This is a genomic window from Paracidovorax konjaci (assembly GCF_900112675.1).
GTDB classification, from domain to species: domain Bacteria; phylum Pseudomonadota; class Gammaproteobacteria; order Burkholderiales; family Burkholderiaceae_C; genus Paracidovorax; species Paracidovorax konjaci.
This window is the reverse complement of record NZ_FOMQ01000007.1, coordinates 195,320-207,534: the sequence shown is the minus strand read 5'-3', so window position 1 is coordinate 207,534 and position 12,215 is coordinate 195,320. Positions and strand designations below refer to the sequence as shown.

General features: G+C 71.7%; 10 protein-coding genes. 2 read left to right on the top strand and 8 right to left on the bottom strand.

Annotated features, from left to right (window positions below; all coding sequences use genetic code 11):
* Nucleotides 1-21 precede the first annotated feature (21 nt).
* Nucleotides 22-1,629 (top strand): methyl-accepting chemotaxis protein, encoded by a 1,608-nt coding sequence (locus BM144_RS12950; protein WP_092952856.1) that lies wholly within the window; start codon nt 22-24, stop codon nt 1,627-1,629.
* A gap of 137 nt (nt 1,630-1,766) precedes the next feature.
* Complete coding sequence (locus tag BM144_RS12945; protein WP_245783648.1) at nt 1,767-2,156, top strand: hypothetical protein; 390 nt, start codon at nt 1,767-1,769, stop codon at nt 2,154-2,156.
* Nucleotides 2,157-2,255: 99 nt separating this feature from the next.
* On the opposite strand, the gene BM144_RS12940 is transcribed toward BM144_RS12945, so the two are convergent.
* The 8 genes from BM144_RS12940 to BM144_RS12905 form a co-directional block, all read right to left on the bottom strand.
* Nucleotides 2,256-3,983, bottom strand: a complete 1,728-nt coding sequence (locus BM144_RS12940) for an NAD(P)/FAD-dependent oxidoreductase (protein ID WP_092952854.1) — start codon at nt 3,981-3,983, stop codon at nt 2,256-2,258.
* Between the two features lie 126 nt (nt 3,984-4,109).
* Nucleotides 4,110-5,192 carry a lysylphosphatidylglycerol synthase transmembrane domain-containing protein gene (locus BM144_RS12935; protein ID WP_092952852.1) on the bottom strand — a complete coding sequence of 361 codons (1,083 nt, stop codon included), beginning with the start codon at nt 5,190-5,192 and terminating at the stop codon, nt 4,110-4,112.
* 26 nt (nt 5,193-5,218) lie between these two features.
* On the bottom strand, nt 5,219-6,601 hold the full coding sequence (gene clsB / locus BM144_RS12930; protein WP_092952850.1) for a cardiolipin synthase ClsB: 1,383 nt from the start codon (nt 6,599-6,601) through the stop codon (nt 5,219-5,221).
* Nucleotides 6,598-7,377, bottom strand: coding sequence for an endonuclease/exonuclease/phosphatase family protein (locus BM144_RS12925; RefSeq protein WP_092952848.1), 780 nt, complete (start codon nt 7,375-7,377; stop codon nt 6,598-6,600). The genes clsB and BM144_RS12925 overlap by 4 nt, the downstream gene beginning before the upstream one ends.
* Nucleotides 7,378-7,717: 340 nt before the next feature.
* Nucleotides 7,718-8,635, bottom strand: coding sequence for a cysteine synthase A (cysK, locus tag BM144_RS12920; protein WP_092952846.1), 918 nt, complete (start codon nt 8,633-8,635; stop codon nt 7,718-7,720).
* 104 nt (nt 8,636-8,739) lie between these two features.
* Nucleotides 8,740-9,825, bottom strand: coding sequence for an RNA 3'-terminal phosphate cyclase (gene rtcA / locus BM144_RS12915; RefSeq protein WP_245783647.1), 1,086 nt, complete (start codon nt 9,823-9,825; stop codon nt 8,740-8,742).
* A 186-nt stretch (nt 9,826-10,011) separates the two neighbouring features.
* Nucleotides 10,012-11,259 (bottom strand): RtcB family protein, encoded by a 1,248-nt coding sequence (locus BM144_RS12910; protein ID WP_092952842.1) that lies wholly within the window; start codon nt 11,257-11,259, stop codon nt 10,012-10,014.
* A 59-nt stretch (nt 11,260-11,318) separates the two neighbouring features.
* The gene (locus tag BM144_RS12905; protein WP_245783646.1) at nt 11,319-12,167 is read right to left on the bottom strand and encodes a hypothetical protein; all 849 of its coding nucleotides are present in this window, start codon (nt 12,165-12,167) and stop codon (nt 11,319-11,321) included.
* Nucleotides 12,168-12,215: the final 48 nt, after the last annotated feature.

Below are 12,215 nucleotides of genomic sequence, written 5' to 3'. Positions count from 1 at the left end.
GACCGCCACGTACCGCACGCCATGAAACTGCACAACGCCCGCCTGTCCTTCCGCCTCGCGATCGCCTTCGGCGCGATCTGTGTCGTGATGTCCCTGTCCGCGGCCGTGGGGGTCTGGCGGCTCTCGGAACTGCAGGACATCACCGATGACCTGGGCGGCGCGTCGTCCGAGCGTGCGCTGCTCGCGCGCGAGCTGCATTCCATCGTGGTGCTCAGCTCCGTGCGCGCCGAGACGCTGCTGGAAATCGACAACCCCGCCTACGCGGCGCGCATCGAGGCCGACCGCAAGCTCACCTCGGCGCGCTCCTCCGAGGTGCGCAAGCGGCTCGAAGCCCTGGCCGAGGACGCCGAATCGAAGCGCATCTTCGAGACCATCGACACCACGGGCAATGCCTTCCGTGCGGCGCGCGACGACCTGGTCAAGCGCCGCAAGGCCGGTGAGGTGCTTCCGCCCGAAGCCGTGGGCAAGCTGCTGCGGCCCGCGGCCGACCGCTACGCCGCCGCGGTGGACGAGCTGGCGGAGTACCAGCGCAAGCGCGTCATCCAGGCGCGCGCGGAGGCCGAGGCCAGCGAGCGCCAGGGCATCGCGCTGCTCGTGGGGGGCTCCCTGCTGGGGCTGCTGCTCAGCCTGGGCTGTGCGCTGCTGCTCTCGCGCTCCATCCTGAAGCCGCTGTCCGGTGCCTCGTCCGTGTCGGACCGCATCGCCGAGGGCGACCTCACCTCCGTGGTTCCCCCGGCGAGCGAGGGCAACCGCGACGAGGTGAGCGCGCTGCTGGCGCGCCTGGGCGGAATGCAGCATCGGCTCGCAAGCCTCGTGGTGGGCATGCGCCAGGCCAGCGCCTCGGTGGCGGGCGCCAGCGCCGAGATCGCCGCGGGCAATTCCGACCTCTCGGCGCGCACCGAGCAGACGGCCTCCAACCTGGAGGAGATCGCCGCCAGCATGGAGGAGCTGATCGCTACCGTGCGCCACAGCGCCGATGCGGCGCAGCAGGCCAGCAGCCTGGCCGGCACCGCGAGCGACGTGGCCCGCCGGGGCCGCGATGCGGTGGAGCGGGTGGTGGGCACGATGGACGGCATCGCGCAATCGTCCCGCAGGATCGCCGACATCACGAGCGTGATCGACGGCATCGCCTTCCAGACCAACATCCTGGCGCTCAATGCCGCCGTGGAGGCCGCGCGCGCGGGCGAGCAGGGCCGGGGCTTCGCGGTGGTGGCGGCCGAGGTGCGCAGCCTCGCGCAGCGCTCGGCCACGGCCGCCAAGGAAATCGGCGCGCTGATCGGCGACAGCGTGCGCAAGGTGGACGAAGGCACGCAGCAGGTGCATGCCGCCGGCGGCACGATGGGCGAGATCGTCGGGTCGGTGGAACAGGTGGCGACCATCATCGGAGAGATCAGCACCGCCGCGCGCGAGCAGAGCACGGGGCTGGGCCAGGTCGGCGAGGCGGTGAGCCAGCTCGACCAGATGACGCAGCAGAATGCCGCGCTGGTGGAGGAGTCGTCCGCCGCGGCGCAGGGCTTGCGCATGCAGGCGCAGCAGCTGGCCGACCTGGTGGCGGCCTTCCGCCTGCCGGAAGGGGCCGCTGGCGGCGGCGCCCTGCCAGGCGCTCCGGGCGTGGCGCGGCTGCGCTGAGACGGTTTCGCGGTCCACCGGACCGCACCGGTTTCCTGCGCCGTTCACACAACGCGGCCTTTTCTTTACACGCCGGAAGTCAACAGTGCGCGGGGGCGCGCGCGTTCAGCAAGCACCCTCGACTCTGGAGCTTCCCGATGCTTTTCCTCTCCCGCGATCGCAACCCCTCGCCCCGGGCCCCTGCCCGTACCACTGCACTGCGTTGGGGCCTGGGCCTCGCCGCCGCGGCGGCCCTCTCGGGCTGCGTGGTCGCCCCCCCCGCGCGGCAGGTGGTGGTGGAGCAGCAGGGCCCCGTGGTGGTCGCGCCCATGGCGCCCCCGGTGCCGTATGTGGAAACCGTGACCGTCGCTCCCTCGCCCGTGCATGTGTGGGTGGGCGGCTTCTGGGAATGGGGGGGCGGCCGCTACGCCTGGCGCCCTGGCCACTGGGCTGCGCCGCCGCGCGCAGGCTGGGCCTGGGTGCCGCACCGCTGGGAGCCGGGTCCGGGCGGATGGCACATGCGGCCCGGCCATTGGGCGCCACGCTGACACCGCGCTGCCTGCCCGCCGCGGGATCGCCGGTGGACGGGCCGTTCCGGGCCGGCGGCCACCGTCCCCTTCAGGGCGAACGGCGGGCGCCCTCGCGCCTCACTGCAGCAGCGCACGGGCGACGGCTTCGCCCACCTTAATGCCGTCCACACCGGCCGACAGGATGCCGCCCGCGTAGCTGGCGCCTTCGCCCGCGGGGTAGAGGCCGGCGGTGTTGAGGCTCTGGAAATCCTCGCCCCGGCCGATCTTGAGCGGTGACGAGGTGCGCGTCTCCACGCCCGTCAGCACCGCGTCGTGGCGGTCGAAGCCCTGGATCTTGCGGCCGAAGGCTGGCAAGGCTTCGCGCAGCGCCGCGATGGCGTAGCCGGGCAGGGCGGCCGCCAGGTCGGTGGGCGTGACACCGGGCCGGTACGAGGGCTCGACCTCGCCGAAGCCTTGCGATGCGCGCCCCGCGATGAAGTCGCCCACCAGTTGGCCGGGCGCGTTGTAGTCGCCGCCGCCCAGCGCATAGGCGCCGGATTCGAGCTGCCGCTGCAGCACGATGCCGGCCAGCGGATGGGCCGCGCCGGCCGGCAGCGATTCGACCCCGTGGGTGGCGCCTAGCGCGGCTTCGAAGGCGGCAGGGTCGGAGGGGTAATCGCGCGGGTCGATGCCCACCACCATGCCCGCGTTGGCGTTGCGCTCGTTGCGCGAATACTGGCTCATGCCGTTCGTCACCACGCGGCCGGGCTCGCTGGTGGCGGCCACCACGGTGCCGCCCGGGCACATGCAGAAGCTGTACACCGCGCGCCCGTTGCTCGCGTGGTGCACCAGCTTGTAGTCGGCCGCGCCCAGCAGCGGATGGCCGGCGTGCCGGCCCCAGCGGGCGCGGTCGATCAGCCCCTGCGGGTGCTCGATGCGAAAGCCCACCGAGAACGGCTTGGATTCCATGTGGACGCCGCGCGCATACAGCATCGCGAAGGTGTCGCGCGCACTGTGGCCCAGCGCGATCACGGCCTGCGAGGCGGCAAGGTCGTATTCCTGCCCCGCCGCCTGGTCGAGCACGCGCAGGCCCCGCAGGTGCCGGCGGCCGGCGGCGTCTTCCTCCACCGCCACATCGACCACGCGCTGGCCGAAGCGCACCTCGCCGCCCAGGGCGATGATCTGCTCGCGCAGCGTCTCCACCACCTTCACGAGCTTGAAGGTGCCGATGTGGGGGTGCGCGGCGTAGAGGATCTCCGGCGGCGCGCCGGCCTGCACGAACTCTTGCATCACCTTGCGGCCCAGGTGGCGCGGGTCCTTGATCTGGCTGTAGAGCTTGCCGTCGCTGAACGTTCCGGCCCCGCCTTCGCCGAACTGCACGTTCGATTCCGCCTGCAGTTCGCGGCGGCGCCACAGGCCCCAGGTGTCCTGGGTGCGCTCGCGCACCGCCCGGCCGCGCTCCAGCACGATGGGGCGCAGCCCCATCTGCGCGAGCACCAGTGCGGCGAAGATGCCGCAGGGGCCGAAACCCACGACCACCGGGCGCTCGGAGAGGCCGGCAGGCGCCTGGCCGACCGGCTTCCAGGCCATGTCGGGCGTGGGCAGGATGTGCGGGTGGCCGGCGTGCCGGGCCAGCAGCGCGGCCGCCTGCGCGGCGTCGGGCAGGTCGAGATCGACGATGTAGACGGCCAGCAGTTCGGCCTTGCGCGCGTCGAAGCTGCGCTTGAACACCTGGAGCCGGGCGATGTCGCCGGGGGCGATGTCCAGGATGCGCGCGGCGGCGGCGCGCAGGGCGGGTTCGGGGTGCTGCGTGCCGTCGGCCGGCAGGGCGGCCAGCGGCAGCTTGATTTCGGAGAGGCGGATCATGGGGTGTGCGGCCCGTGTCGATCGGGCGGTGCAGGAAAACGGCCGCGATGATACGCCGCAGCCCCCCGCGCTGTCACCGCGCATGCGGGTGGCCGCAGGGCTCGGTTTGCTATTATTTATAGCAAACTATTGAATGGATCCGGCGGCATGGGGCTGATTTTCATCGGATTCCTTGTGGGCGTCCGTTTCCGGGGCCGGCGCGCCGCGGCCGGCCCATTCGACCGCGCCGAAGGCCAGCGCCGCCAGCACCAGCGGCGCGAAGAAGTAGAGGGCGCGGTAGGCCAGCACCGCCGCCAGCGCCTGGGAGGCGGGCATGTAGGCCGACAGCACGGCGGTGCCCACGGCCTCCAGCACGCCCAGGCCCGCCGGGATGCGGGAGATCAGCCCGGCCACGGCGCCCAGCAGCACGGTGGCCAGCGCGGCGGCATAGGGCGGCTGGTAGCCCGTGAGGGCCCACACGGCAGCCCCCATCACCATCCAGTTCACGGACGACACGGCCACCTGCAGCAGCGCCACGCGCCAGCCCGGCAGCGGAAAGTCGTGCCCCCGCCAGGCCAGGGGCCTGCCGCGCCGGACCGCGCAGGCGGCGACGTACGCCACCGTGATGGCCGCCAGCGCGGTGCCGATCCAGCGCAGCTCGCCGGGGCCCACGTGCCAGCCCTCCGGCAGCCGTGGCGACCAGACCCAGAACACCGCGCCCGCGAGCACGAAGTAGCCCAGCCAGTTGGTGACGATGCTTTGCCCGATCACCTGCCCGATCGCGCCGACGGACACGCCCTGGCGTGAATAGAGGCGGTAGCGCACGCTCACTCCGCCGATGATCGAACCGAGGTTCAGCGTGAACGGATAGGCGATGAGCGTGATGCCCACCGTGCGCCCCACGGACAGGCCGTGCCGCGTGAAATGCCGGCCGAAGAGGTCGAAGGTGCTGTAGAGCCCGTGGCTCGCGAGCGCCAGCGCACCGCCCACGGCCAGCGTGGCCGGGGGCAGCGCGAGGAAGGCCTCCCACACGGCGCCCCAGTCCACGGTGCGCGCCTGCCGCACCAGCAGGCCGACGACGAAGACCACGAAGGCGCCGGTGACCAGCGTCATGGCCCAGGGCCACCAGCGCTGCGAGCGCAGCCGCTGCCAGCGGCTGGGGGGCGTGCCGTCGCCCTGCGGGCCGGCAGATTCGTCGGGCAGGGCGGGGGCGTGCGAGGCGGAGGACATGGGGTGCGGCGGTGCGGTGGCGGGGCTCAGGTGGCAGAAGGCCAGCGGCCGCCGTCGCTGCCGGGCACGGGGGCCGCACCGGCAGCCGCGGCGGTGGCGGCGGCCTCGGGCTGCACCAGGGAGATTTCCGGCTCGTGGCGCGGCAGCCACCCCGCCCAGGCGGGGAACCAGCGCATCAGGTGGAAGAGGCAGTAGCTGCGCAGCAGGCGCAGCCCGTCCCAGCGGCCGGGCGGGGTGGGCTCGACCTGCCGGCAGCTGTTGTCCATGAGGTGCGACAGGCGCTCGTGCAGCGTGGCGTTGAACGCGCGGTCGCGGATGACCACGTTGGCCTCCAGGTTCAGCGACAGGCTGAGCGGGTCGAGGTTGCTCGACCCCACCGTGGACCATTCGCTGTCGACCAGCGCCACCTTGCCGTGCAGTGGGCGGTCGCAGTATTCGTAGATGCGCACGCCGCCGCGGATGAGGTGGTCGTAGAGCATGCTGGCCGCCGTGCGCACGATCGGCATGTCGGGCTGGCCCTGCAGGATCAGCCGCACCTCGACGCCGCGGCGCGCGGCGCGGCGCATCTCGCGGATGAAGCGGTAGCCCGGGAAGAAATACGCATTGGCGATCACCACGCGCTCGCGCGCCGCGCGCAGCGCCACGCGGTAGTGGCGCTCGATGTCGTTGGTGTGCGCATGGTTGTCGCGCGTGACGAAGATGGCGTCGGCCGGGCCGGCCGCAGGGTGCTGCGCATCGGCGGCGCGCGCGCCGAACGGCCACTTGCGGCGCGCCGCCCGCGGCGCCCCGGCCTGCGCGGCATCAGGGGCCGGCGCCCCGGCCGCATCGGGCGCGGGTTCGGCGGTGGTCGTCGCCTGCGGGTTCGTGCGGCGGCCCTTGTCGCCCTTCTCGACCACGCTGCGGGCGAAGGCGCGCATCTGCGCCACTATGGGACCGCGCACTTCGACGGAATAGTCCTGCTTGGCCTCGGGCCCGAAATCCGCGACGTGGTCGGCCGAGTAGTTGATGCCGCCGATGAAGCCGACTTCGCCGTCCACCACCACGATCTTGCGGTGCATGCGGCGCAGCACGTTCAGGCGCTGGCCGAACAGGCGCAGGCCGCCCGGATCGAAGATGCGAAAGCGCACGCCCGCCGCCACCAGCGGGCCGATGAAGGATTCGGAGAGGTCGGGCGAACCGAAGCCGTCCACGAGCACGTGCACCTCGGCACCATTGTGCGCGGCCTTCAGCAGCGCGGCGTGCAGCCCCTGGCCAATCTTGTCGTCGAACAGGATGAAGGTCTCCAGCAGCACCTCGCGCCGCGCGCCAGCGATCGCCTCGAACACGCGGGGGAAGAACGCCTCGCCGTTTTCCAGCAGATCGAAGCGGTTGCCCGGCACCCACCGGGAGGAGCGGCGCACCGGCCTCACAGCGCGATCTCCGCGGCCAGCGGCGCATGGTCCGACAGCTTGTGCCAGGGCTTGCGCGGCAGCACCACCGGCGCATGCACGGCCGCGTTGCGCACGTAGATGCGGTCGAGCGCCAGCAGCGGCATCGAGGCGGGGAACGTGCGCACGGCCCGGCCGCCCGCATGCACGAACACCTCGTTCAGGCCCGCGCCCTTGCGCAGCACCTCGTGCGCACGGCCGCGCCAGTCGTTGAAATCGCCCGCCACGATCACCGGGTCTTCGGGCGGAAAGGTGCCCACCAGATCGCACACGCGCCGCAGCTGGCGCTGGCGGTGCGCCTCCTGCAGGCCCAGATGCACGCAGATCGCATGCACCTGGCGCGCATGGCCGGGCGGCTGCAGCACGCAGTGCAGCATGCCCCGCCGCTCGGGGCCGCTCACGGAGATGTCGTGGTTCTCGTAATGGACGATGGGGAACTTGGAGAGCAGCGCATTGCCGTGGTGGCCGCTGTCGTACACGGCGTTGCGGCCGTAGGCGTACTGGCCCCAGATCGTGTCGGCCAGGAATTCGTAGTGGGGCTCCTGCGGGAAGTTGGCGACGCGGTTGGCGTGGCGCTGGTGCGTGCCCAGCACTTCCTGGAGGAAGACGAGGTCCGCCCCCACGCCGCGCACGGCTTCGCGCAGCTCGTGGAGCATGAAACGGCGGTTGAAGGAAGTGAAGCCCTTGTGCACGTTCACGGTGAGCACCTTGAACGCGACGGAGGAGGGTGTTTCTGCGTGAGAAGCCATGGATGCCATCGAAGTAGAGGCACCGCAGGCCAGGGCGGGAGGCCGGCGGCCGCGGCGCAGGGTTCGAATCGATTGTTCCGATGGCGACACGGCCGTGCTGTAGGACGGTGGGCCGACCGCTTGTGGAGCGCGCGACGGCCCGAGAGCGGGCGTTTGCCTGCGCATCGCACGCGGCGCACGCACCGGCCCGGCCCGGCGCCACCCCTTCAGAAGGCCGCGGAGCAGGCCAAGCCAGCAGACGCCGTGGAACGGGCTCCGCCCGGCCACTGGCGTCGTTCCCCTTCCCGCAGCGCGCAGCGCGGCGAGAGAAGGGGGAAGGCGCGAAGCGCCTCAGGGGGATGCTCCCCTGTCACCCCGGCAGGAAGCCTTCGACCGACAGGTAGCGCTCGCCCGTGTCGTAGTTGAAGCCCAGCACGCGCGCGCCCTGCGGCAGTTCGGGCAGCTTCTGGGCGATGGCCGCCAGCGTGGCGCCCGACGAGATGCCCACGAGCAGGCCTTCCTCGCGCGCGGCACGGCGGGCGTATTCGCGCGCGGGTTCGGCATCGACCTGCACCACGCCGTCGAGCAGGCTGGTGTCGAGGTTCTTCGGCACGAAGCCCGCGCCGATGCCCTGGATCGGGTGCGGTGCGGGCTGGCCGCCGGAGATCACCGGCGAGGCGACGGGCTCCACGGCGAACACCTTGAGCTGGGGGAACTGCGCCTTCAGCACGCGCGCCACGCCCGTGATGTGGCCGCCCGTGCCCACGCCGGTGATGAGCGCGTCGAAGCCCTCGGGGAAGTCGGCCAGGATCTCCTGCGCCGTGGTGCGCACGTGCACGTCGATGTTGGCGGGGTTCTCGAACTGCTGCGGCACCCAGGCGCCGGGCGTCTGCGCGGCCAGTTCCTGCGCACGCGCGATGGCGCCTTTCATGCCCTTCTCGCGCGGGGTCAGGTCGAACTGCGCTCCGTAGGCCAGCATCAGGCGGCGGCGCTCGATGCTCATGCTGTCGGGCATCACGAGGATGAGCCGGTAGCCCTTCACCGCGGCGACCAGCGCGAGGCCGATGCCGGTGTTGCCCGAGGTGGGCTCGATGATCGTGCCGCCGGGCTGCAGCGCGCCGGAGCGCTCCGCGTCCTCGACCATGGAGAGCGCGATGCGGTCCTTGATGGAGCCGCCCGGGTTGCTGCGCTCGGACTTGACCCAGACGTTCGCTCCCGCGCCGAAGAGGCGGTTGATGCGCACGTGCGGCGTGTTGCCGATGGATTGCAGGATGCTGTCGATTTTCATGGCGTCTCCAGGGTGGGAAGGGGGTTCCGGCAGGGCCGGGCCAGGGGAGGGACAAAAGGGAACGGGGCATTTTGGACCACTCCTTCGAACCCGTCCGCATATGGTTATGCCGGCGCCGGGCCCTCCGCCGGGGCGATGTCGATGCGCGTTCCCCCGGCCTGCTCCGTCAGCGTGATCCGCACGGGCAGCCCCCGGGGAATCAGTTCGGCATGCGTGCGCGTGTGCAGGGTGGCCTGCGTGGCGGTGTAGGCGGCGCTGCGCCCGCTGCGCCAGACGGCCAGCGCGAGCGGCAGCATCCACTGGTCGGCCAGGTGCGGGCCCACCGCGCCGCCGCCTTGCCGGTAGCCGATGACCTCGGCGGCCAGCGTGTGCGCCACGGCCTCGGCGGAGACGCCGCGCTCGCCCAGCGCGCAGAACACCTCGGTCACCCCGCCGTGCTCCAGCACGGCGAGCAGCGCGTTGCCGGGCCCTTCGTTCTGCCGGGCGGGAGCCACCCGCAGTTGCCCGGCCGCCAGGTCGCCCGGCCAGCCGAGGTGGCGGCGCAGCGCTTCCAGTTCGCGCCGCGCGATCCCGCGCGCCAGCCCCGGCGCCACCGCCTGCGCCCAGGCACCGCGGCAGGGGCCGCGATCGAGCAGGTCGAAAGGCTCCAGCCCCGTGGCGGCGGGTGTGACGGTGGCCTGCACCTCGCCGCCGCCCGCGGGGTAGAAACCCCGGCGGCGCAGCGTGAGGTCCAGCCCCGCGCCCAGCCGCCGCACCAGCGGCGCGAAGGCCAGCTCCAGGAAGTCGAACGGCGGCGCCATCGGGTTGTGCGTGCCGCCCGTGAGCTGCACGCGGCTCGGCGCCTGCGCCAGCAGCAGCGCGGGCAGCACGGTCTGCAGCACCAGCAGGCAACTGCCGGCGCCCGAGATCGCGAACCGGTAGTCGCCCGCGCGCACGGCACCGGGCCTGAAATGCAGGGCGGTCGATCCCGGCTCGGCGCCCTCGGCCTGCGCGCCGCAGACCTCGGCGGCGGCCTGCACGCACGCGAGGTGTTGGCGCATGAGCCCGGGCTTGGGCCGCCCGGCGCGGATGCGGTCGATCCGCAGCGGGCGCCCCGTCACCATCGAGAGCGCCAGGCCCGTGCGCAGGATCTGCCCGCCGCCCTCGCCGTGCGAGCCGTCGAGGACCAGGGGTTGCGGAGAAAGCGCCACGGCACCCCCCGGTCCGCCGCGGTGGACGGTAACGCCTTGCGGAGATTCCACGCGCATGTCCGGGGCGATCGGATGCGCCGATCGCGGGAATTCTTCTTGTTGTTGCATAAAAATGGCCTCATGCCGCCGGATTCATTCAATAGTTTGCTATTAAATATGTAGCGAACGTCTGGGAAGGCGTTCCGTCTATCCCTTCACGCACACCACCTGCTTGAGCGTGTACACCACGTCCACCAGGTCCTTCTGGGCCGCCATCACGGCGTCGATGTCCTTGTAGGCCATCGGGATCTCGTCGATCACGTCGGCATCCTTGCGGCACTCGACGCCCTCGGTCGCGGCGATCTGGTCGGCCACGCTGTAGAGCTTCTTCGCCTTGGTGCGGCTCATCTTGCGGCCTGCGCCGTGGCTGCAGCTCATGAAGCTCTCGGGGTTGCCCTTGCCGCGCACGATGTAGCTCTTGGCGCCCATGCTTCCGGGGATGATCCCCAGCTCGCCGGCCTTGGCGCTCACGGCGCCCTTGCGGGTGACGAGCACGTCTTCGCCGAAATGCGTCTCGCGGCTCACGTAGTTGTGGTGGCAGTTCACCGCTTCGAGGTGGGTCTCGAACGGCTTGGCGATCACCGAGCGCACGGCGCCGATCAGGCGGTGCATCATCACCTCGCGGTTGGCGCGCGCGAACTTCTGCGCCCAGCCGACGGCGCGCACGTAGTCGCCGAAGTAGCGGGCGCCTTCCTCGAAGTACGCGAGGTCGCGGTCCGGCAGGTTGCGCTGGTGCAGTTCGGCATCCTTCTTCGCCAGTTCGATGAAGTGCGTGCCGATGGCGTTGCCCACCCCGCGCGAGCCCGAGTGCAGCATGAACCACACGGCGCCGTGCTCGTCCAGGCACACCTCGATGAAGTGGTTGCCGGTGCCGAGCGTGCCCAGGTGCTTGTGGTTGTTGGTGTTCGCCAGGCGCGGATAGTCCTCGCAGAGGCGGTCGAACTCGTCCTTCAGGCCGGCCCAGGCGCGGTCGGTCTCGTCCGGCGGGGTGTCCCACGCACCCTTGTCGCGGCCCTGGCGCTTCGGGTTGCTGCCGTGCGGTACCGCCCGCTCGATGGCCGAGCGCAGCGGGCCCAGGTTGTCGGGCAGGTCGTTCGCGTGCAGCGTGGTCTTGCAGGCCATCATGCCGCAGCCGATGTCCACGCCCACGGCGGCCGGGATGATGGCCTTGAAGGTCGGGATCACCGAGCCCACGGTGGCGCCGATGCCGTAGTGCACGTCGGGCATGGCCGCGATGTGCTTGAACACGATGGGCAGGCGCGCGGCGTTCTCGAGCTGCTGGCGCGCCTCGTCCTCGACGGGCACGCCCTGCGTCCACATCTTCACGGGCACGCCGCCTTCGACGCGGTGGACCTGGTGGGAGGGGGCGGAGGGATGGTTCTGTGGTTCGTTCATGGTTCTTCGGAAATTTCGAGGGGATCGGGGGGAGAGCGCGGCGCCGGTCCGTGGACGGGTCATCGCGCGATGGTGTCGAACACGGCGTCGATGCGGTCGTTCAGCGTGGAGTGGCAGCCGCATTCGGGCGTGCCCGGCGGCAGCCAGCCATCCGCGGGGCGGCGGTCCATCATCTGCAGCAGCTTGGCCGTGAACCGGTCCTGGTGCTCCGGGGCCGTCAGCCAGTGCTCCACGGCTTCGCGGTAGCGCGGGCGGTCCTTCGAGAAGGCGCCGCCGATCTGCCGGCCGTTCAGCACGAAGCCCCAGTACGAGGCATCCACGTAATGCAGCGCGGACGAGTCGCTGTCGCAGGCGAGCCAGTGGTCCAGCAGCGGCGCGAGATCCACGCCGGCATGGTCCCACATGAGCAGCACCGTGAAGGCATCGTCCTTCTGGAAGACGCCCTGGTCCGGCTCGGCCCACTGCTCCAGGCCCAGCGCGAAGTGCGCCAGTGCGACGTCCTGCAGCGCCTGCTGCTCGCGTGCGGAGAAGGCGCCCGGTTCGCAACGGCCCACGCGGTCGATGTACAGCTCGGTCGAATGGTGCAGCCGCGCGCCCTGGACAAGCAGTTCCAGCAGCCGGGGCAGCAGGTACTTGATCTCGTCCGCGGGCTGGGTGGCGCTTTTCGCGCTGTCGTTGTATTCGTAGAAATGCCGCTCGGTGAGCGAGCGCAGGGGGCGGCTGCGCATCTCGCGTTCCAGGGCCGCGTTCATGCAGCAGGCCGTGCACACATCCAGCAGCCCGGCGGGCGCGCGGTACGCGCCGAACACGCGGTAGGCCGCTTCGATGGACGCGTCCAGCGCGGCCTGCAGGCCCTCCCGCGGCGGCTGGGGCCCGGCGCCGGGTGCCATGGCTTTCTTCTTGTTCATGGTCGTCTTCTTTCTGGGGTGCCGGCGCCGCAGGGCGGCGACGGCGGT

Bases quoted from the DNA above. Each gene is read 5' to 3' on its own strand.
- BM144_RS12950 (WP_092952856.1), top strand. From the start codon at position 22: ATGAAACTGCACAACGCCCGCCTGTCCTTCCGCCTCGCGATCGCCTTC.
- BM144_RS12945 (WP_245783648.1), top strand. From the start codon at position 1,767: ATGCTTTTCCTCTCCCGCGATCGCAACCCCTCGCCCCGGGCCCCTGCC.
- BM144_RS12940 (WP_092952854.1), bottom strand. From the start codon at position 3,983: ATGATCCGCCTCTCCGAAATCAAGCTGCCGCTGGCCGCCCTGCCGGCC.
- BM144_RS12935 (WP_092952852.1), bottom strand. From the start codon at position 5,192: ATGTCCTCCGCCTCGCACGCCCCCGCCCTGCCCGACGAATCTGCCGGC.
- BM144_RS12925 (WP_092952848.1), bottom strand. From the start codon at position 7,377: ATGGCATCCATGGCTTCTCACGCAGAAACACCCTCCTCCGTCGCGTTC.
- cysK (WP_092952846.1), bottom strand. From the start codon at position 8,635: ATGAAAATCGACAGCATCCTGCAATCCATCGGCAACACGCCGCACGTG.
- BM144_RS12910 (WP_092952842.1), bottom strand. From the start codon at position 11,259: ATGAACGAACCACAGAACCATCCCTCCGCCCCCTCCCACCAGGTCCAC.
- BM144_RS12905 (WP_245783646.1), bottom strand. From the start codon at position 12,167: ATGAACAAGAAGAAAGCCATGGCACCCGGCGCCGGGCCCCAGCCGCCG.